Raw genomic sequence first — 21,074 nt, 5'->3', positions numbered from 1 at the left:
TGCCATTTCGAGTGCCAGAGCGTTCGAGCGCCATCTTACGCAATCGGCCCGGCCCCGTGGCGACAAGAGTGTATGTCGCCCGTCAGGATGGAAATATGTCAGTCGCGTGGCATTGTCATACCACGGCCTTACAGCACGGGATGAACTCGCAGATTTACAGCACGGCCTTACAGCACAGCCTTACAGCAGGCTGCCGTACTGCGCCAACCCCGCGTCGGTGAGACGCGCGAGCCGCAACCCGCGCTCGCCGTCTTCGATGTCGACCCAGCCCGCATCGCCCAGCACGCTGAGATAGCGCAGCAGGTCGCTCATCGGCAGTCCGCTGCGCTTGGCCAGGCGTGCGAGCGAGAGCGCGTCGCGGCCCTCGTCGCGTCCCTCCGCTAGGGTGAAGAGCAACCGCGCCAAATCCTGCTCGGCCGACGAGATCGATTCGGCCGCGGCGTCAATGCGCTCGGTCGCGTGGCTTGCGGGGTGGATGGCGCCGTCAGGCACGGCGGCGCTCCATCAGCACGGGGATCGATTTGGACGTTGGGGTACCCGCGCCGTCGGCGGTTGCGTCGAGCGGCACGAGACCGTTGGTTTCCGGGTAATAGGCGGCGATGCTGCCGCGCGGAATGTCGTATGCCACGAGCAGGAAGTCGTCGGCGCGGCGCGCGATGCCATCGTTCCAGACGCCGACCAAATCGATACGCTCGCCCGCGCGAAAGCCCAGGGCGTCGAGATCTTCCACATTCGCAAACACCACACGGCGCTGACCGAACACGCCACGATAGCGGTCATTCAGACCGTAGATCGTCGTGTTGTATTGATCGTGCGAACGGATGGTGGCGAGTTGCAGCACCTCTGCGCCGCGCTCACCCGCCTGACGGCGTGCCGTGTCGATGGGCAGCTCCGCTGGCAGCGGGTGCGTGGTGAAGTTCGCCCGGCCCGTGGCGGTCAGCCAGCGGCGCTCTGCGGGCGGCACGGCCAGACGGAAGCCGCCCGGATGGCGCACGCGGCGATTGAAGCCGTCGAAGTCGTCGAACGTCGCGGCAATCGCGTCGCGAATGCGGTCGTAGTCTTCGATGTACCAATGCCAGTCGTCGTGCCCGGCGAGCGCGCGGCCCATCGTGGCTTGCGCGATGCCCGCCACGATGGCGGGTTCCGAGCGCAGGTGTTCCGAGGCGGGGGCGTTGATGCCGTACGACAGGTGCACCATGCTCATCGAGTCTTCGACGGTCACGCCTTGTACGCTGCCCGCCTGCATATCGATCTCCGTGCGGCCGAGGCAAGGCAGGATGAGGGCGTCGCGCCCGTGCACGAGATGGCTGCGATTGAGCTTCGTCGCGACGTGGACCGTCAAGTCGCACTGACGCAGGCCTTCCCAAGTGCGCGGCGTGTCCGGGGTGGCCATGGCAAAGTTGCCGCCCATGCCGATGAAGACCTTGATGCGGCCCTCGAGCATCGCGGAAATCGTGTCGACCACGCCTAGCCCTTCTTCGCGTGGCGGGTTGAAATCGAACACTTGACCGAGCCGGTCGAGAAACGCGGCGCTCGGCTTCTCGTTGATGCCCACGGTGCGATCGCCCTGCACGTTGCTGTGGCCGCGCACGGGGCACAGACCCGCACCCGGACGGCCGATGTTGCCGCGCAGGAGCATCAGGTTGGTGATCATCTGAATGGTCGCCACCGCCTGCTTGTGTTGCGTGATGCCCATGCCCCAAGTCGCAATGACTCGCTCGCCGCGCAGATAAACGTCGGCAATCTGGCACATCTGGGCTTGCGAAACCCCGGCGGCGCGCACGAGATCGTCCCAGCGCTCGGCGCGAACGTCTGCCGCGAATGCGTCGAAGCCATGAGTGTGTTCGGCGATGAAGGCGTCGTCGAGCAGCGGCGCGTCGCCGTTGGTGCGGGCCTCGGCATCGCGTTCCAGCACGTGCTTGATCACGCCTTTGACGAACGCAAAGTCGCCGCCGCTCGCGGGCGTCACGTAATGGCCGCTGATGGCCGTGCCGCCCATGCTGAGCATCTCGGCGGCGCTTTGTGGGTCAGCGAAGCGCTCCAGCCCGCGCTCGTGCAACAGGTTGATCGACACGATGGTCGCCCCGCGCCGGGCGGCTTCACGCAATTCGCCGAGCATGCGCGGGTGATTGGTGCCGGGGTTTTGACCGAAGAGCAGCAGGGTATCGGCTTGCTCGAAGTCGTCGAGCGTGACCGTGCCCTTGCCGATGCCGACGACCGGCGGCAAGCCCACGCTGGTCGGCTCGTGGCACATGTTCGAGCAATCGGGGAAGTTGTTCGTCCCGTATTGGCGCACGAACAGTTGGTACAGGAAGGCGGCTTCGTTGCTGGTGCGGCCCGACGTGTAGAACGCGGCTTGGTTGGAGTCAGGCAGGGCGCGCAGGTGCTCGCCGATGAGGGCGTAAGCCGCCTCCCAATCGATAGGCGCATACCGGTCGGTTGCTGCGTCGTATCGCATCGGGTGCGTAAGGCGCCCGTAGCCTTCCAGGGTGTAGTCGTCGAGCGACAGCAAATCGGTGACGGTGTGCTCAGCGAAGAACGCGGGTGTCACGCGCCGGCTGGTGGCCTCGGCGGCGACGGCCTTGGCGCCGTTTTCGCAGAACTCGAACGTCGAGGCGTGCTCGCGATCCGGCCACGCGCAGCCCGGGCAATCGAAGCCGCTAGGCTGGTTCGCGCTAAGCAGCGTGCGCGCGCCCTTGAGCGGGATACCTTGCGAGACGAGTTGGATGGCGACGTTCTTGAGGGCGCCCCAACCACCGGCGGGGCGCGTGTAGTTGGCGATCTTCGGTGTGGTCATGTTGCGGTGCGCGTGGCGCGTGAATCCGGAGGGGTTTGATTTGCCATCATAGGCAAATAAATGCATAAATCGAGTTCGAATCTCAAGCGTCGGACTCGGCGTGAATCCCGTTTGTTCCTGATGATTCGGCGAATGACGGCATGTTATCAGCAAAATGCATGAGCTATATTATGCAATGAATAGCATATGATGCTCGCTGCGACGTCCCGGTTTCGAGGCGATCGCACCAAATCGTCGATCCTTGCGTCGCGCAGGCGATTTCCGATGGGCGGAATAGGTAAAAATGTGCATAATTATTTCGCCTCGCACGCTCCGATTCACCATGCATGTCGCGAGATAGCGTTGATATAGAAGGGCTTCGCGCTCTTCGGCGCGATCTGGGTCGGGTGCACTTATGAACCAATTCACATATGGATCGCCCCATGCGGATCTCAATCGCCCCTCAACTGCGCTTTCGTCACGACGGCAGCGACGTGCCGCTCGACAAGCTCATTTCATTGCTGGCGCATGTCGATACGCTGGGCAATCTGCAAGCGGCGAGCCATGCGCTGAACCTGTCGTATCGCGGGGCATGGGGGCACGTGAAAGAGGCCGAGACGGCACTCGGTGCACCGTTGCTCACGATGGCCCGCGGACGAGGCGCGGTACTCACCCCGCTCGCCCGGCGCTTGCTCTGGGGGCAAAAGCGCTTGCAAGCGCGCTTGGGGCCGTTACTCGAGACGATGGCCTCCGAGTTGCAGACGGAGCTCGACGATTTGCTGGCGGATGACGGCAACGACCAGTTGCGCATCTTCGCCAGTCACGGGTTGGCCGTGGCGGCGCTGGTCGACTTCGCCGCGAAAGCAGAGTTGCCGCTGGAAGTGAGTTATCGCGGCAGCATTGAAGCGGTCTCGGCGCTCGCGAAGCAGGAATGCGAAATGGCGAGCTTTCATGTGCCCGAAGGTGCGTTAGCCGAGCAGGTGCTAGCACAGTACGCGCCTTTGCTCAAGGGCAAGGCCTACCGCGTCGCCGATGTGGCATCGCGCCGATTGGGGTTGCTCGTGGCGCGTGGCAATCCGCTGCATATTCAGTCGATTGCCGATTTACCTCGCGTGGGTGCGCGGTTCGCCAATCGCGAACGTGGCTCCGGCACGCGCATGATCTTTGATCTGCTGCTGCAACAAGCGCGACTCGATCCAGAAACCATCCACGGTACGGAAAACATCGAACTGACCCACGCGGCCGTCGCCGCCTATATCGCGAGCGGGCGTGCCGACGCGGGGTTGGCCATCGAAGCGGCGGCGACCCAATTCGGGTTGGATTTCCTGCCGATTCTGACCGAACGCTATTGCCTGATCTTTCCGGATGGCGCTGCGGAACATCGCTACGTGCGGGCATTGCTCGACATTCTGCAAAGTGCACCCTACAAGCAGGCAGTGCACGCGATCCCCGGTTACGCAGATGCGCACACGGGGCGTGTGGCAGCGCTCGCAGAGGCGTTCCCGTCGCTTGGCTAAGCGAGGACCGCGGATGTGAGCAAACAGACTTATTCGGCTATATGCAGCCGGATGCCTATATGCGGCACCACATTTCTGGCGAACCAATCTCGCCGGTAATGTTTTCCCGAATTTTGCCAGCGCGGGAAATATGGACTACTGTCGAAGCCGGGACGTCGTCGAAGTCATGTCGATTCATATGAATTGACGAACATATAAGGCGATGCCCGATCCTCACAGGAGACGCGCTATGCCTCGTCAGGTTGAACCGGGCCACGGCCCCGATTTCGGCACCCCGCAACGGATCGCCAATCAGGACGTCACGCTGGAGATCGACGGCCAGCGCGTGAGTGTGCCGGCCGGTACCTCGATCATGCGGGCTGCCGCGCTCAGCGATGTCAACATCCCCAAATTGTGCGCTACCGACTCGCTGGAGCCGTTCGGCTCGTGCCGTCTGTGTTTGGTGGAAATCGAGGGGCGGCGCGGCTTTCCCGCATCGTGCACGACACCCGTCGAAGCGGGCATGAAGGTGCGCACGCAATCGCCGAAGTTGCAGGACCTGCGCCGCAACGTGATGGAGTTGTACATCTCCGATCACCCGCTCGATTGCCTGACGTGTGCCGCGAACGGCGACTGCGAGCTTCAGGACATGGCGGGCGTCACCGGCCTGCGTGAAGTGCGCTATGGCTTCGAGGGTGACAATCACCTCACCAGCACCAAGGACGAGTCGAATCCGTACTTCACCTACGACCCCTCGAAATGCATTGTCTGCAACCGGTGCGTGCGCGCCTGCGAAGAGACGCAGGGCACCTTCGCGCTGACGATCTCGGGGCGCGGCTTCGAATCGCGTGTGTCGCCGGGGCAGGATCAAGCGTTTATGGACTCGGAATGCGTGTCGTGCGGGGCGTGCGTGAGCGCGTGTCCGACGGCGACGTTGCAGGAGAAGAGCGTCATTCAGATGGGCCAGCCCGAGCATGCGGTGGTGACTACGTGCGCTTACTGCGGCGTGGGGTGTGCGTTCAAGGCGGAAATGAAGGGCAGCGAAATCGTGCGGATGACGCCGTACAAGGACGGCCTCGCCAACGAGGGGCATGCGTGCGTGAAAGGGCGCTTCGCATGGGGCTATGCGACGCACAAGGAGCGCATCACCCGGCCGATGATTCGCAGCAAGATCACCGATCCCTGGCGTGAAGTGTCGTGGGACGAGGCACTTGACTATGCCGCGTCGGAGTTCCGACGCATTCAAGCGAAATACGGTCGGGACGCCATCGGCGGCATTACGTCATCGCGTTGCACCAACGAAGAGACCTATCTCGTCCAGAAACTCGTGCGCGCGGCGTTCGGTAACAACAACGTCGACACTTGCGCACGGGTTTGCCATTCGCCCACCGGATACGGCTTGAAGCAGACGCTCGGCGAATCGGCCGGTACGCAAACGTTCAAGTCCATCGAGCATGCCGATGTGATTCTCGTCATGGGGGCGAACCCGACCGACGGGCACCCCGTGTTCGCTTCACGGCTCAAACGCCGCGTACGCGAAGGCGCGAAGTTGATCGTGATCGATCCGCGCCGCATCGATATCGTGAACGGCCCGCACATCAAGGCCGAATTCCATCTGCCGCTGCGCCCCGGCACCAACGTGGCGATGGTCAATGCGCTGGCGCACGTCATCGTCACGGAAGGGCTGCTCGACGAGGCGTTTATTGCTGAGCGTTGCGAAGACCGTGCGTTCGCGCAGTGGCGCGAGTTCGTCGCACTGCCGGAGAATTCGCCCGAAGCGGTGTCGGTCGCGACCGGCGTGCCCGCCGAGGCCATTCGCGGTGCTGCGCGCCTGTATGCGACGGGTGGCAACGCAGCGATTTATTACGGGCTGGGTGTGACCGAGCATTCGCAAGGCTCGACCACCGTGATGGGCATCGCGAATCTGGCGATGGCCACCGGCAATGTGGGGCGCGAAGGTGTCGGCGTGAACCCGCTGCGTGGGCAAAACAACGTGCAGGGTTCGTGCGACATGGGCTCGTTCCCGCATGAGTTGCCCGGCTACCGGCATGTGTCGGACACGACGGTGCGCGCGGAATTTGAAGCGGCATGGGGCGTGACGCTGCAAGAAGAGCCGGGGCTGCGTATCCCCAATATGTTCGACGCCGCGATCCATGGCAGCTTCAAGGGCCTGTACTGTCAGGGCGAAGACATCGTGCAGTCCGATCCGAACACGCAGCACGTGGCCGCTGCGATGACTGCCATGGAGTGCATCGTCGTGCAGGACATCTTCCTGAACGAGACGGCCAAATACGCGCATGTGCTGCTGCCAGGCACGACGTTTTTGGAGAAGGACGGCACGTTCACCAACGCCGAACGCCGGATTTCGCGCGTGCGCCGTGTGATGGCGCCACTGCCGGGATTGGCCGATTGGGAAGTGACGATCGCACTCGCGAAGCGGTTGGGCTACGAGATGCCATACGCGCACCCGTCCGAGATCATGGACGAGATCGCGCGGCTCACACCGACGTTCCATGGCGTGAGCTACGCGCGGCTCGACGAGGCTGGCAGCCTGCAATGGCCGTGCAACGACGAGGCACCTGAAGGCACGCCGATCATGCACGTCGACAGCTTCGTGCGCGGCAAGGGCCGTTTCATCATCACGCGCTATGTGCCGACCGACGAGAAGGTGACGCCGCGCTATCCGCTACTGCTCACTACCGGGCGGATACTCTCGCAATACAATGTCGGAGCGCAGACGCGCCGCACGCCCAATGTGCATTGGCACGACGAAGACCGGCTCGAGATTCATCCGCATGACGCGCAGGAGCGCGGCATCAAGGACAACGACTGGGTCGGCATTCGCAGTCGCGCAGGAGAAACGGTGCTGCGCGCGGTGATCAGCGAGCGCATGCAGCCGGGTGTCGTGTACACGACCTTCCACTTCCCGGAGTCGGGGGCGAACGTCATCACGACCGACAACTCGGATTGGGCGACCAATTGCCCCGAGTACAAGGTGACGGCGGTACAAGTGTTGCCGGTGGTGCAACCCTCGGCATGGCAGGCAAAGTATTCGACGTTCAACCGCGAGCAGCTTGAGTTGCTGGAGGCGGCACGAAAGCCTGTCGAACCGGCGCCGGTGAAGTAGGGCGCGCGACGGGTTGACGATTGATTTGAGAGTGAATCGGCAGTAATGACCAGCGGAGCAAAAGTTTGACGATGTCTGAAACCCTGCGCACCGGGCAAGCGATGGCCGGTGACGACGTGGCTGACGCCGAAGGGCCGGTGTGCGATGTCGCGCCGGTGGCCCTCGACCCGGCGAGCGTGGCCACGCATGCCAGCTTCGGCGTGCGTCGCTTCCGGCACGGCGGCTGGCAGCAAGCGAGTGACGAACTGGCCGAAGAAGTGCCCGTCGCGCTCGAATTCAACGGTATCTCCCATGTGGTGATGCTCGCCACGCCCGCGGATATCGAAGATTTCGCGCTCGGCTTCGCCTTGTCGGAAGGCATGCTTCGCCAACGCAGCGAGTGTTATGGCATCGACGTGTCGGCCACGACGCTGGGCGTGACGGCGCATGTCGAGATTTCGTCGCGGGCGTTCGCGGGCCTTAAAGAACGGCGCCGCAACCTGACTGGCCGTACCGGCTGTGGGTTGTGCGGCACTGAGAGTCTCGATCAGGTGCTGCGCCCGCTGCCCTCCGCAGACACCTCGCTGCGCGTGTCGCATGCGGCACTTGCGGCTGCGCATGCCGGGCTGGCCAAGCATCAATCGCTCAATGCGGTGACGGGTGCGGTGCATGGCGCGGCGTGGTGTACGCCGACCGGCGAGATCCTCTGTCTGCGCGAAGACGTGGGCCGCCACAATGCGCTCGACAAACTCATCGGGGCATTGGCCCGGCAAGGGCAGTCGTTCGATGCGGGGTTCGTGCTGATGACCAGCCGTGCGAGCGTCGAGATCGTGCAGAAGGCGGCGCAGGTCGGCATTCCCATGGTGGCGGCGGTCTCTGCGGCGACGGCGCTCGCGGTGCGCACGGCCGAGGCGGCGGGCGTCACGCTCGTGGGTTTCGTACGCGGCGAGCAGTGCGTGATCTACACCGGCGGGGCGGTGCTCGATAGCGGTACGTGATCGAGACCGTCATCGCTGCCGCGTGACCGAGTCATCCCACCGGGCCGAATGAACGCGAGCCTACGCAGCTCGCGGTATAGTTACGCTGACGGTCGCGCACCGGCGCGGCCTCCGAAGCGGAGGACTCGATGAGCGATACCCCCACGCGCAAGCCCAAGCCACAGCAGCCTCACAAAGAGGATGAAGTGGAACGCGATCTCGACGAAGCCCTTGAGGAAACGTTCCCGGCGAGCGACCCCGTCTCCATCGACGTGTCGGAACCCCGGCATGTACCGGCGAACAAGACGTCGACGGGAAAGCGTCTCGACGAGGGGCTAGACGAGACCTTTCCGGCGAGCGATCCGGTGTCGATCGACACCGGTAAGACGCCAAAGCCGTAACAATGCGCTGGTGTTGCGTGCCAATCGCGGTGCGTTGCGTGCACAGCCCCGCCTGGCGGGGCCGCCAGCCGAAAATAAATCTCCGGCCCGGTACGGGTTTGCCGCCCGGCCGGGCCGAATTCATGGCAAAATGCCGCGCCTGACTCTCTCAGGCTGGGACTGTAGGAAATAAATGGCGGCAGGTACGGTAAAAAAGGTTCGGCGCTACGCACTGGAAACCATCGACGTGATGGGGCAGAGCGGGTTGGGCGTCGTCGAACGCCCGGATGGGCGTTTCGTCATGTATCCGGAGTACTGGACGCAGACGCAGGCGCTCAGCCAAAAGATGCGCACGTTGTATCGCAAGAACTGCCAGCTCGAATACCAATTGGCGAAGCTCACGCGTGAGCTCGACCGTCTGCGCAGCGTGGTCGACACACCGCGCCCGACCGGTAACCCGCAGCCCTCGCTGCCGGGCACGGACGTGCCGCAACCCGAGCCGAAACTCGAACGCAAGCCCGCCGCCGAACTCCCGCCCCGACGACGCAAGCGCGCCGCCTGAGTGCGCGACGCGCCGGGGTGTCCTCACGGCCCGCGTCGCCCAGTCGCTTCGAATGACCCTGTAACGCCACAGAACTTTCCCCTAAAACACCGATTTTTGCCTGTCCGGCTGACCATCATGGCGCTCACCGCATCGCAACTCGAGACTTTCCGTGAAGACGGTTATCTGATCCTGCCGCGTTATGTGTCGCAGGCCGATTGCGAGGCGATTCTGGCCGACGCGCGAGCGCAATTGGCCGCCGTGACGCTGCCGCTGGAGTTCGAGGCAGATGTTGGTTATGCGGGCGCGCCGACATCGCGCGATGCGGAAGGTGGTCAGACGGTACGCCGTTTGCTCAAGGCCTACGACCGTGGCGACGCGCTGCGCGGTTGGGCGACACGGCCGGACCTGATCGAATCGCTGGCACAAATCTTCGGTGAGGACGTTGTACTCACACTCGCGCATCACAACTGCGTGATGACGAAGCACCCGCATTTCGGCACGGCCACCGGTTGGCATCGCGATATCCGTTATTGGTCGTTCCCGCAAAATTCGCTGATCTCTGTTTGGCTTGCGCTCGGTCCCGAGACGCTGGCGAACGGTGCGCTCCGATTCATCCCGGGCTCGCATCGTGAGCAACTCGGGGCGCATCAGCTCGATGCGCTGGACTTCCTGCGTCCCGACGAGCCTGACAATCAACCGCTCGTCTCGCGTGGCCGTCAGGTCGAACTGGCGCAAGGCGATGTGGTGTTGTTCCACAGTGGCTTGTTCCACGCCGCCGGGCGCAACGAGGGCGATACCACGAAGTTTTCGGTGGTGTTTGCTTATCGCGGCGAGAGCAATCCACCGAAGCCGGGAACACGCTCGGCATCCGCCGGCGAAGTCGCGCTCGGGCACTAATCTCGGTACACCTGCCTCGTTCTCGCGCAAACGCGCGGGGAAGTGCGTCTTTTTGGGCCTTTTCCTAAACCGGGCGGAGCCTCTTCCCGCGTAGACTCCTCGACCATCCTAATGGCGTCGCACGTCGGCTCGCGCTTGGCGTGCGACGTGATTGGCGGGACTGTCTGACGCGGCACTGCGCCCGTACCCTGCCTGACGCCATCCCATGACAAGTGTCGTGGCGTGCTGTCGAGCAAAGCGGGTATCGCAGCACGTGCACGGCCGTACCCGGAGGAGACACGTGTCCCATCTGCCTATCTCGCCCTCGGCAACGCCGTCTGCGGCGATCGCTCCCGACGCTTCTGTTTCCAGCACGTCCCCTTCTTCAACTGATGCTGGCCGCGCTACTTGGGGCTCGCGGCTGGGTTTCGTGCTGGCGGCGGCGGGTTCCGCAGTCGGGCTAGGCGCTGTGTGGAAGTTTCCGTATGTGGTGGGGCAACACGGCGGCGGGGCGTTTCTGGTGGTGTATCTGGGGTGCGTGCTGACGCTGGGCGTTGCGTTGCTGCTTGCCGAGATGACCATTGGCCGCCTGACGGGGAAGTCCGCGACCACGGCCATGCGTGAGCTGGGCGGACGCGGTTGGGCTTGGGTCGGCCGCATCGCCACCTTCAACGCGTTTGCCATTTTGTCGTTCTACGTGGTGGTCGGCGGCTGGACGGTGGCGTATCTGTTACGCGCGCTCAAAGGGTCGGTGCTCGCGCCCGACACCTTGCGGCTCGAAGCCGAATTCGTCGCGTTCATCGCCGATCCTTGGGCATCGCTAGCCAATATGGGGGCCTTTCTCGGGCTGGCGGCACTGATCGTGGCGGCGGGCGTCCAGAAGGGCATCGAGCGCGCGGGCAAGTGGCTCATGCCTGCGCTCTTCCTGCTGATGCTTGCAGTGATTGTTCGGGCGCTGACGTTACCCGGCGCCATGGAAGGGGTGGTCTGGTTCCTGAAATCCGACTTCTCGATGATTAGCGGCAAGACGCTGCTCGAAGCGTTGGGGTTGGCGTTCTTCTCCCTGTCGCTGGGCGCCGGGATGATTGTGGTCTATGGCTCTTATCTGCCAAAGGATGCCAAGCTAGCGGGTTCTGCCGTCTGGGTTGCCACGCTCGCGACGCTGGCGTGTTTTCTCGCGGGGCTGATGATTCTGCCAGCCGTGTTTGCGTTCGGCGTTGCACCCAACGCGGGTCCGGGGCTCACGTTCATCACCATGCCTGCGATCTTCGCGCAGATGCCGTTCGGCCATTTGGTGGCGATTGCCTTCTTCCTGCTGTTGTTGTTTGCCGCGTTGACGTCAGCGGTCTCGCTATTCGAGCCGGTCACGGCATTTCTGATCGACGAGTATCAGTGGCGTCGCGGCTCGGCGGTCATCGCCGTCTTGCTCGCAACGTTCGCACTGGGCGCCCCTGCGGCACTCTCATTCGGCATATGGTCCGATGTGAAACTGTTCGATCGCACGATTTTCGATCTGATGGACTTCGTGACGATCCACCTGCTGATGCCCGCAGGCGGTCTGTGTGTGGCTTTCCTGGTCGGCGCACGCGTCTGGCCGAAAGCGCGCACGGTGCTCGAAGGCACGCGTGCGCAATGGTTCCTGCCAGTGTGGCGGTTGCTGCTGCTTGTGCTTACGCCGCTGGCGATTCTCGGTATCTGGTATCAGAGTTTTTAATCAAGCGACCGGCGTGCGCATCGTGACCCATTCCTCGGCGGCGGTCGGGTGCACGGCGAGGGTGCGGTCGAAGTCCGCCTTGGTAGCGCCCATCGACAGCGCCACGCCGAGCAACTGCACCTGCTCGCCCGCGTGATCGCCCACCATATGCGCACCGACAATTCTGTCGGTGCCGCCATCCACAAGCAGCTTCATCAGTATCTTTTCTTGCCGGCCGGAAAGCGTCGCCTTGAGCGGCCGGAAGACAGCTTTGTACACCTTGAGTTGTGGGTACTGTTTGCGCGCCTCGCTCTCGATCAGGCCAACGACACCGATCTCCGGGGTGCTGAACACGGCCGTCGGAATCAGCTTGTGGTCGACACGTGTCGTGCGCTCGCCGAACACCGTATCGGCAAATGCCTGTCCTTCACGAATCGCCATCGGTGTGAGATTGACCCGGTCGGTCACGTCACCCACGGCGAAGATCGACGGCACATTGGTGCGTGAAAACTCGTCGACGATCACCGCACCTTTGTCGTTGAGCGCGACACCGCTCGCCGCCAGCCCCAGACCCTGGGTGTAAGGCACGCGCCCGGCTGCGCTGAGCAGCACGTCAGTCGTGTGCGTGCTGCCATCGGAGAGCGTGACGCGCAAACCGTCCGGCCCTTTTTCAGCACGCTCCACCGTACGATCAAGCACCACGTCGATACCGCGCTCGCGATAGGCCGCTTCAAGCGACGTCCTCACGTCTTCATCGAAACCGCGCAGCAGATGCGGGCCACGATGCACAAGGGTGACCTTCGAACCGAGTCCGGCGAACACGCCCGCAAACTCCACCGCAATGTAGCCGCCGCCAATCACGGTGATGCGCTCGGGCAGCTTGTCCAGATGAAACACTTCGTTCGACGAGATGGCATGCTCGCGCCCGACAAAGTGCGGCTGCTCGGCGGGCCGTCCACCCGTCGCAATCAGGATGTGACGCGCCGTGATGCGTTCGCCAGTGGCGGGCAGCACGACCGTGTTCGGCCCTTCGATCACGGCGCGTGCCTCGATCAGTTCGGCACCGGCGCGTTCCAGATTCGTGCGATAGATGTTCTCGAGCCGCGCAATCTCGCTGTCCTTGCGGGCGATGAGCGTGTTCCAGTCGAACGTGGGGGAGCCCACGCTCCAGCCAAACCCGGCAGCGTCTTCGAATTCGTCCGCAAAGCGGCTCGCGTACACCAGCAGTTTCTTCGGCACGCAACCGCGAATGACACACGTGCCGCCCACGCGAAACTCTTCGGCCACTTTCACGCGAGCGCCATATTGCGCCGCGACGCGCGCAGCGCGCACACCGCCGGAACCGGCACCGATCACGAACAAATCCACATCGAACTGGGGCATTGCTGACTCCTTGTTGTCATGCGACGTGACCGGTGCACACGCAGGCGGCCCTAACAGCGACGCCGAGGGACGCTGAGGGACGCTGAGGGACGCTGCGCAATGTCAGTCACGTTCGGCGATGAACGATTGTGCCAGAGAGCCGCCGAGCACGTCGGCAGGCGCGCCGCACTTTCGGATACATCTGAGGCACCGGTCAGCCGACGCGCCGCTTCACTTTTTCGGGCGCGCGCGTGGGCCATAGGTCGCGCCGTCCGTCAATTCGGGTTTTCGCACGGTCGTTCACTTTCATTGATCTGCATCAATGCGCCAGACGAAACGCCAGCCCAGAATCGAGGGTGTCGAAAGTCGATAAATGCTTCAAGGGTGAAGCAGGGCGCGCGCCCACAAGGTGGCGCTCGATGTTTCAACGTTGAAGCAATCGCGGCTGCCGGACGTTTCTGAAATGAAACACTTCTGAGGAAACGCGCGGGCATCACGCGACTGGTGAAAATAGAAGTGCATAAGAATCAACAAGTTGTTCTTCGTGGTCCGGAAGTTGCTCTATGTCTGACAAGACAGGCGGGGCTGACCGCCGACACACGAGGATGTCATGACGAAGTCGCTCTCCCGCCCCTTGGGCGCCGCCGTTGCGCTGGCGTTGTTGTTGTTCGTGTGGATGACGGCATCGGCACATGCCGCGACTCCGCCAGGTGCACCGAATCCATCGGTGGCATCGACGAGCAGCACAGCCAGCGCCACTGCCGGTACCCGGCCGACGCGGGCCACACGCTCGAAGCGTGTGGCCCGCAGTTCGGCTCGCGCACCCACTCACTTGCCGCCGGGCGCACCGCCTGCCGCGCTGGTCGGCGTGGTGCCGCCCCCGTGGCACGACGTGTTCGGCGAAGCCGGGGAGTGGGCTGCCGAGCCGATCATCGTGGGCGGCTCGACACTGGGTGGCACGCTCGCCAATGCCGGGGTAACGCGTCACGTCGACAGTCTCATTACCGGACCGCGTGCCGGGCTCACGGGCTTGTATCAGACCGTCTGGCATCGCGCGTTGTCAGGGCCGGTGCAGAGCACCCAGATGTTCGTCGCGTCGCCCGAGTACTTCGGACTGCACTTCTAATCTCATCGACATATCGACACGGTGCGCTTGCCCGCACCGGTTCTCGCACGCACCGCACTCACCGAAGCATTGACCGGCTTATTCGCCGGGCGTCCCATGGGCACGCCTGGATGCACCTACGCCCGCAACGGGCCGTGGCGGCAAAGCCCGCGCCAACCGTGTGTTTCGGGCGCGTCGGTGCGTGCTTCTCCCTTTGTCTCGCGCTTGCCTCGCCAAGATCAATGCGGTTAGGATTAACCCGCAGTTCACGCGTGGCAGTTTCTCAAGACATGCCGACTGCCGGCATGCCATTCCGTTCTGGAGCCCCCTTATGAGCACGCCTGAAGTTTCTGTGCAAAGCCCTCCCCAGCAGAAGAAAGCGATACCCATCGGATTGATTGCGGGTGTCGTTGTCCTGATCGCCGTGCTCCTGATCCCCATGCCCGATGACCTGCCGGTCGCTGGCCACCGCATGCTCGCGATTCTCGCGTTTGCCGTGGTGGTGTGGATTACCGAAGCCGTCTCGTATGAAGCCAGCGCCATCATCATTACCTCGTTGATGGCGTTTCTCGTGGGCACCGCGCCCACGATTCAGGATCCAAGCGTCGAATACGGCACGTCGCGCGCCATCAGCATGGCGCTCGCGGGCTTCTCCAACTCGGCGCTGGCCCTTGTCGCCGGTGCGCTGTTCATCGCAGCGGCCATGACGCTCACCGGGCTCGATCGCCGCATTGCCCTCGTCACGCTGTCCAAGATCGGCACGAGTACGCGCCGGGTGATGGTGGGCGCCATCGCCGTGACCATCCTGCTCTCGCTCGTGGTGCCGAGCGCCACGGCGCGCAGTGCCTGTGTGGTGCCGATCATGATGGGCGTGATCGCCGCGTTCGGCGTCGACAAACGCTCGAACATCGCCGCCGGCATCATGATCATCGTGGCGCAGGCCACCAGTATCTGGAACGTCGGTATCCAAACCGCGGCAGCGCAGAACTTGCTCACCGTCGGCTTCATGGACAAGATGCTCGGTGACCGTATCACGTGGGCCGAATGGCTCGTCGCCGGTGCGCCGTGGGCCATCATCATGTCGGTGGTGCTCGTGGTGCTGGTGCTCAAGCTGATGCCGCCCGAAGCCGACGCCATCGCTGGCGGCAAGGAAGCCGTGGAAGCGCAACTGCGTGAAATGGGGCCGATGACGAGCCCGCAAAAGCGCCTGCTTGCGGTGTCGATCGGCCTGCTGCTGTTCTGGGCGACGGAAGGTAAGCTGCACCGCTTCGACACCACGTCGGTGACCTATGTCGGGCTGGTCGTGCTGATGCTGCCGCGTTTCGGTGTGATGACTTGGAAGGAAGTACAGACGCGCATTCCTTGGGGCACCGTGATCGTGTTCGGGGTCGGTATCAGCTTGGGGACGGCGCTCCTGACCACGCAAGCCGGTCAGTGGCTCGGCAACCATGTGGTGGCCGCGACCGGTCTCGACTCGCTCTCGACGCTGGGCATCTTCGCCGTGCTTGCCGCGTTCCTGATTTTGATTCACCTCGGCTTCGCCAGTGCGACCGCGTTGACTTCGGCCATGCTGCCGATTCTGATCGCCGTGCTGCAAACGTTGCCGGGCGACTTCAACCGGCTGGGCCTCACGATGCTGCTCGGCTTTACCGTGAGCTTCGGTTTCATCCTGCCGATCAACGCGCCGCAAAACATGGTGTGTTTGGGCACCGATACCTTCACCGCGAAACAGTTCGCCAAGGTCGGGATCATCGTCACCATCGTCGGTTACGCGTTGCTCATGCTCTTTGCCGCGACCTACTGGCGCTGGCTGGGCTGGATGTAACACGAACTATTGCAAGAAGTCATCAGGAGTCAACATGCGAATTCCAGTCAAAGACGCCATCGACTTCGGCAAGCAACTGCTGCTCGCGCAGGGTGTGCCGGACGATATCGCGTACGACGTTGCGCAACATCTGGTCGAATCGGACCGCGTGGGCTATGCGAGCCACGGCCTCTCGATTCTGCCGACCTATCGCAAAGTGCTCGAGGACGGTCAGGTGAACCCGACAGGCCGTCCGAGCGTGATGACCGACCACGGCAACTTGTTGCTGTACGAGGGCAACCGTGGCTTCGGTCAGCACGTGGGCAAGTTCGTGGTGGAGCACGCGATTGCGCGCGCCTTCGACAAGGGCGTGTGCATTCTGACGCTGCGCAACAGTCACCATTTGGGCCGCATGGGGCAGTACGGCGAGATGGTCGCGTTGCAGGGTCTCGTGTTCATGGCGTTCACCAACGTGACGAATCGTCAGCCGATGGTGGCCCCGTTCGGCGGTGCCGAGCCGCGTCTGACGACAAACCCGCTGTGCTTCGCCGGGCCGCTGCCGAATAACCGGCCGCCGCTCGTGGTGGATATGGCGACCAGCGCCATCGCCATCAACAAGGCACGCGTGCTGGCGGCCGAGGGCAAGCAGGCACCGCCGGGATCGCTCATCGATGGCAACGGCAACCCCAGTACCGATCCGAACGCGCTCTTCACCGAGCCGTTCGGCGCGTTGCTGCCGTTCGGTGGACACAAGGGCTATGCGCTCGGTATCGTGACGGAATTGCTCGCGGGGGTGCTCTCGGGCGGCGGCACGATTCAGCCGGAACATCCGCGCGCGGGCGTGGCCACGAACAATATGTTCGCCATCGTGCTCAACCCGCAGGTCGACTTTGCGGCGACATGGCGCTCGCATGAGGTCGAAGCGTTCATCGACTATCTGACGTCGTGCCCGCCGCAGCCCGGCTTCGATCGGGTGCAGTATCCCGGCGAATACGAGGCCGAGAACCGCAAGAAGCATCACGATCACATCGACCTGACGCCGCCCATCTGGGAGTCGTTGATGAAGATGGCGGGCGAGTTGAACGTGGCACCGCCGCGCACGCTGTAATTGCGGCCGCGCGACCGGACCGCGCACGACCGCCCGCCGCTGGCGGTCGCAACAAACGAAATATGGCGATGTGTCCGGCATCGCAGGGAGAAGTGAAACGCATGGCATTACTCAAGGTGGATGTCGTCAGTACCGAGCGTGCTATTTTCTCGGGCGAAGCGAAGTTTGTCGCGGTGCCCGGCAAGATGGGCGAGCTAGGTGTCTTGCCGGGGCACGCGCCGCTGCTCACCGCGGTGCGGCCTGGCACAGTGCGCATCGAAACCGAGGACGGCGCTGACACCTACCTATACATCGCAGGCGGCTTCGTTGAAATCCAGCCCGGCCGGGTGACGATTCTGGCCGACACCGCGATGCGTGCCGAGAGCCTCGACGAAGCGCGTGCCGAGCGCGCTCGCGAAGAGGCGCGCGCACTGATCGAAACGCAAACCGGCGATATCGATTACGCGAAGGCGCGCGCCGAGTTGGCCGAAGCGGTCGCGCAACTGGACGCCATCAAGCGCATGCGCAAGCAAAAGCAATCGAAGTAGTCACAAGCCGCACCCCGCGGCAAAACGTCAACCCAACGAACCGCCACGGGCATTTGCCCGTGGCGGTTTTCTTTTGGGTGCAACCGCTTGAGGTAAACCCCGAGGCGATTCCGGTTGCGCCAATATTTTTAAAAAACTATATTGCTCTCAGATAACAGTTATTGCAGTGAGATAACTGTTTAGCGAGAAGTGCGATGTCCGCACGACCGCCACCTCAATGCACGTGTGAGTGCCCTTGGAGTTGAAATGAGCGAGACAGCAAAGCAGCCGGAGCAGGAAGTTCTCTTCACGCAGGTCGGCAAGGTAGCCGTGATTACGTTGAATCGTCCGCAGGCGCTCAACGCCTGGACCATCGCCATGCGCGAGCTGATCATCGCCGCGCTCGAGCGCTTCAATGCCGACGACAACGTGGCGGCCGTGATCATGACGGGGGCAGGGCGTGCCTTCTCGGCGGGTCAAGATTTGGGCGAAGCCAAGCACTTCGACGGCGACACCGCCATCGAATGGATCAAGGGCTGGGAGCATTACTACGACGTGATTCGCAGCCTGAAGAAGCCGCTGGTCATGGCGCTCAACGGCACGGCCGCGGGTTCGGCGTTCCAGGTGTCGCTGCTGGGCGATATTCGCGTCGGTCACCCGGGCGTGCGCATGGGGCAACCGGAAATCAATGCAGGCATCGCCAGCACTACCGGCCCGTGGATCATGAATCACATGCTTGGCCTGTCGCGCACCATCGAGCTCACGCTGACGGGGCGTCTGATGGAAGCCGACGAGTGTCATCGTCTGGGTCTGATTCATCACCTCGTGCCGGAAGACAAGGTGTTCGAGAAGGCACTAGAAATCGCCGCCGAGCTGGCCGAAAAGCCGCCGGTAGCGATGCGTCTGGACAAGCAGCGTTTCCGTGAAATGACCGAAGGCACGTTCCAGGATGCCATCGAAGCCGGTATGCGCATTCAGCGCGAGTCGTACGAATCGGGCGAGCCTGCACGCATGATGGCCGCGTTCTTCGAAAAGCGTGCAGCCAAGGCGCAAGCCGCCAAGGCCTGACGCGCTGCGCCCCACCCACACGTTAGCGGAGTTTCCTATGTCTTTCTCGCACGACCCGCAAAACCCCTCGCGCCGCCGCCTGATGCAAGTGGCCGGTACCGTGGCGCTGGCCAGCGCCTTGCCGCTCGTCGCGTCGCGCGGCGCGCACGCGCAAGCCCGTCAGTTGATCGTCTCCGACCCGGGCGGTCCGTACACCACGGCGTATCGCCGTGCGTTCTACGACCCGTTCGAGAAAGCGACCGGTATCAAAGTGGTGAGCGTGGCGCGCGATTCGCAGCCAGTCGCGCAGTTCGCGGCGATGGTGCAGACGAAGAACTTCGTGTGGGACGTGACCACACTCACGCTGTCGGCCGACATTCCGTACCTTGAGTCGAAGGGCTTTCTCGAGCCTATCGGCATGAAGGCGGCCGACTTCCCCGGCATCATGCCCGAGGCGGTGACGCCCGACTGGCTGGGTGTGGACGTGTACTCGACCGTGCTGGCGTATCGCACGGACAAGTTCACGAAAGACACGCCGAAAACGTGGGCCGACTTCTGGGACGTGAAGCGTTTCCCGGGCCGCCGTTCGCTGCGCCGCAGCCCGCTCGATACGCTCGAGCAAGCGCTGATGGCCGACGGTGTGCCCATCGACAAGCTGTATCCGCTCGATCTCGATCGCGCGTTCAAGTCGCTCGACCGGATCAAGCCGCACATCAATCTGTGGTGGACGTCGGGCGCGCAGGCCATGCAGGCCATCCAGAGCGGCGACGTCGACATGATGTCCACGTGGAATGGCCGCGCGCAGGCCGCCATCGACAACAAGGCGCCGGTGAAGATCGTGTGGAACGAGGGGCTGTATTCCATCGAAGGGTGGGGCATTCCGAAGGGCACGCCGCGTGCCGAGTTTGCGCGTCAGTTCGTGCGCTTCTGCGGCGACCCGGCCCGTCAGGCGCTCATCACGCAAGACCTCGCTTACGGTCCGACCAACTTGAAGGCCTTCGACGCGATTCCGAAAGAGCGTGCGCCGTTGTTGCCGACCGCGCCGGACAACCTCAAGGGCATGCGCCTGCCCAGCCCGCAGTGGTGGGCGGAAAACCGCACCAAGGCGACCGAGCGCTTTAACGCATGGCTGCTGTCGTAAGTCGTGCGTTGTTAGCCCGGAGTCTGTCGTACGCCGTATGTCGTTTGCTGCACCTTGCCGGATGAGTCGAACATGAGTACCAAACTGGAAACTGTCGGTCTTGCCAAGACGTATCGCGAGACGCCCGCGCTGCTGCCGACCGACCTGCGGGTCGCGGCAGGAGAATTCCTCACGCTGCTAGGTCCTTCGGGCTCCGGCAAGACCACGCTGTTGCAGATGATTTCGGGGCTGGTCGAGCCGACGTCGGGACAGTTGCTGATCGACGGGCGCGACGCCACGCGCGACGCGCCCGGCAAGCGCGGTATCGGCATGGTGTTCCAGAGCTATGCACTGTTCCCTCATATGAGCGTCTGGGAGAACGTGGCGTACGGCTTGCGCATGCGCAAGCTGCCGAAGGCGGAACTGGCCCCGGCAGTCGACGCCGCGCTGGCGATGGTCAAGATGCAGGCGTTTGCGCAACGGCTGCCCTCGGAGCTCTCGGGCGGGCAGCAACAGCGCATCGCGCTGGCCCGCTGCTTCGCGTTTCGTCCGTCGATCATTTTGCTCGATGAGCCGCTCGGTGCACTCGACAAGAAGCTGCGTGAGCACATGCAGTTGGAAATTCGCCGCTTGCATCAGGAGTTGGGCGCCACGTTTATCTACGTGACCCACGATCAGGACGAAGCGCTCACGCTGTCGGATCGTATTTGCTTGATGAATCAGGCACGTATCGAACAGATCGGCACGCCGGCCCAGTTGTACGACCGCCCGGCGACGCGCTTTGCGGCCGACTTCCTCGGGCATTCGAATTTGCTCGACGGCGTGGTCGAGCGCTTGCACGACGGCCGCGTTGCGCTGCGCGTGGGCAGCACGCTCGTGCCCATCGGCCCGAGTCCGGATATGCCTGCCGCGGGTGAAGCCAGTTTGCTGGTGCGCCCGGAAGCGGCACGTCTCACGCCGCCGGGCGACGGCGCGCTCGCGGGCACCATTCGCGAAGTGGTGTTCCTCGGCTCGGACACGCGCGCCATCGTGACGCTCGGTCACCAAGGCGCAGGCGCGGACGCGGCCGAATTTACGGTGCGGTGCCCGCGCGAATTGTCGCCGCGTGTGGGCGAGCACGTCGGCCTGTCGTGGGACGACAGCCGTGCCACGCTGCTCACGCGCTGACGGTCCC

Annotated in this window: 17 protein-coding genes; 14 read left to right on the top strand and 3 right to left on the bottom strand. The window is 63.4% G+C overall.

Features of this window, described 5'->3' with window-relative positions:
- Window positions 1-180: 180 nt before the first annotated feature.
- Complete coding sequence (locus ACPWR9_RS12290; protein ID WP_426296679.1) at window positions 181-492, bottom strand: helix-turn-helix domain-containing protein; 312 nt, start codon at window positions 490-492, stop codon at window positions 181-183.
- Window positions 485-2,797 carry an FdhF/YdeP family oxidoreductase gene (locus tag ACPWR9_RS12285; protein WP_426296680.1) on the bottom strand — a complete coding sequence of 771 codons (2,313 nt, stop codon included), beginning with the start codon at window positions 2,795-2,797 and terminating at the stop codon, window positions 485-487. Before ACPWR9_RS12285 ends, ACPWR9_RS12290 begins: the two co-directional genes overlap by 8 nt.
- Before the next feature lie 422 nt (window positions 2,798-3,219).
- Between ACPWR9_RS12285 and ACPWR9_RS12280 the strand changes: the two genes are divergently transcribed.
- The 7 genes from ACPWR9_RS12280 (at window position 3,220) to ACPWR9_RS12250 (ending at window position 11,869) form a co-directional block, all read left to right on the top strand.
- A complete protein-coding gene (locus ACPWR9_RS12280; RefSeq protein WP_426296681.1) occupies window positions 3,220-4,293 on the top strand; it encodes a substrate-binding domain-containing protein in 1,074 nt (357 codons plus the stop codon).
- Window positions 4,294-4,522: 229 nt separating this feature from the next.
- Window positions 4,523-7,399, top strand: a complete 2,877-nt coding sequence (gene fdhF / locus ACPWR9_RS12275; RefSeq protein WP_426296682.1) for a formate dehydrogenase subunit alpha — start codon at window positions 4,523-4,525, stop codon at window positions 7,397-7,399.
- A gap of 71 nt (window positions 7,400-7,470) precedes the next feature.
- Window positions 7,471-8,376: a formate dehydrogenase accessory sulfurtransferase FdhD gene (gene fdhD, locus ACPWR9_RS12270; protein ID WP_426296683.1), complete on the top strand. Its 906-nt coding sequence runs from the start codon at window positions 7,471-7,473 to the stop codon at window positions 8,374-8,376.
- 128 nt (window positions 8,377-8,504) lie between these two features.
- Window positions 8,505-8,756, top strand: a complete 252-nt coding sequence (locus ACPWR9_RS12265; RefSeq protein ID WP_426296684.1) for a hypothetical protein — start codon at window positions 8,505-8,507, stop codon at window positions 8,754-8,756.
- 172 nt (window positions 8,757-8,928) lie between these two features.
- On the top strand, window positions 8,929-9,297 hold the full coding sequence (locus tag ACPWR9_RS12260; RefSeq protein ID WP_426296685.1) for a hypothetical protein: 369 nt from the start codon (window positions 8,929-8,931) through the stop codon (window positions 9,295-9,297).
- A gap of 117 nt (window positions 9,298-9,414) precedes the next feature.
- Entirely contained in the window at window positions 9,415-10,176 is a 762-nt protein-coding gene (locus ACPWR9_RS12255; RefSeq protein ID WP_426296686.1) for a phytanoyl-CoA dioxygenase family protein, read from the top strand.
- Window positions 10,177-10,456: 280 nt separating this feature from the next.
- Complete coding sequence (locus ACPWR9_RS12250; RefSeq protein ID WP_426296687.1) at window positions 10,457-11,869, top strand: sodium-dependent transporter; 1,413 nt, start codon at window positions 10,457-10,459, stop codon at window positions 11,867-11,869.
- On the opposite strand, the gene gor is transcribed toward ACPWR9_RS12250, so the two are convergent.
- Window positions 11,870-13,231 carry a glutathione-disulfide reductase gene (gor, locus tag ACPWR9_RS12245; RefSeq protein ID WP_426296688.1) on the bottom strand — a complete coding sequence of 454 codons (1,362 nt, stop codon included), beginning with the start codon at window positions 13,229-13,231 and terminating at the stop codon, window positions 11,870-11,872.
- Window positions 13,232-13,820: 589 nt separating this feature from the next.
- Here gor and ACPWR9_RS12240 point away from each other — a divergent pair.
- From ACPWR9_RS12240 to ACPWR9_RS12210, 7 genes are all read left to right on the top strand, one after another.
- Window positions 13,821-14,336, top strand: a complete 516-nt coding sequence (locus tag ACPWR9_RS12240; protein ID WP_426296689.1) for a hypothetical protein — start codon at window positions 13,821-13,823, stop codon at window positions 14,334-14,336.
- 310 nt (window positions 14,337-14,646) lie between these two features.
- On the top strand, window positions 14,647-16,140 hold the full coding sequence (locus ACPWR9_RS12235) for a DASS family sodium-coupled anion symporter (RefSeq protein WP_426296690.1): 1,494 nt from the start codon (window positions 14,647-14,649) through the stop codon (window positions 16,138-16,140).
- 34 nt (window positions 16,141-16,174) lie between these two features.
- Window positions 16,175-17,227 (top strand): Ldh family oxidoreductase, encoded by a 1,053-nt coding sequence (locus ACPWR9_RS12230; RefSeq protein ID WP_426296691.1) that lies wholly within the window; start codon window positions 16,175-16,177, stop codon window positions 17,225-17,227.
- Between the two features lie 101 nt (window positions 17,228-17,328).
- The gene (locus tag ACPWR9_RS12225; protein ID WP_426296692.1) at window positions 17,329-17,754 is read left to right on the top strand and encodes a F0F1 ATP synthase subunit epsilon; all 426 of its coding nucleotides are present in this window, start codon (window positions 17,329-17,331) and stop codon (window positions 17,752-17,754) included.
- Window positions 17,755-18,000: 246 nt separating this feature from the next.
- A complete protein-coding gene (locus tag ACPWR9_RS12220; protein ID WP_150678338.1) occupies window positions 18,001-18,801 on the top strand; it encodes an enoyl-CoA hydratase/isomerase family protein in 801 nt (266 codons plus the stop codon).
- 37 nt (window positions 18,802-18,838) lie between these two features.
- A complete protein-coding gene (locus ACPWR9_RS12215) occupies window positions 18,839-19,921 on the top strand; it encodes an ABC transporter substrate-binding protein (protein ID WP_426296693.1) in 1,083 nt (360 codons plus the stop codon).
- Window positions 19,922-19,993: 72 nt separating this feature from the next.
- The gene (locus ACPWR9_RS12210; RefSeq protein WP_426296694.1) at window positions 19,994-21,067 is read left to right on the top strand and encodes an ABC transporter ATP-binding protein; all 1,074 of its coding nucleotides are present in this window, start codon (window positions 19,994-19,996) and stop codon (window positions 21,065-21,067) included.
- The last annotated feature ends 7 nt before the right edge of the window (window positions 21,068-21,074 follow it).

It is taken from the genome of Pandoraea pneumonica, assembly GCF_049918595.1.
Classification (GTDB): Bacteria; Pseudomonadota; Gammaproteobacteria; order Burkholderiales; family Burkholderiaceae; genus Pandoraea; species Pandoraea pneumonica_A.
This window is presented reverse-complemented; position numbering and strand designations above follow the sequence as displayed.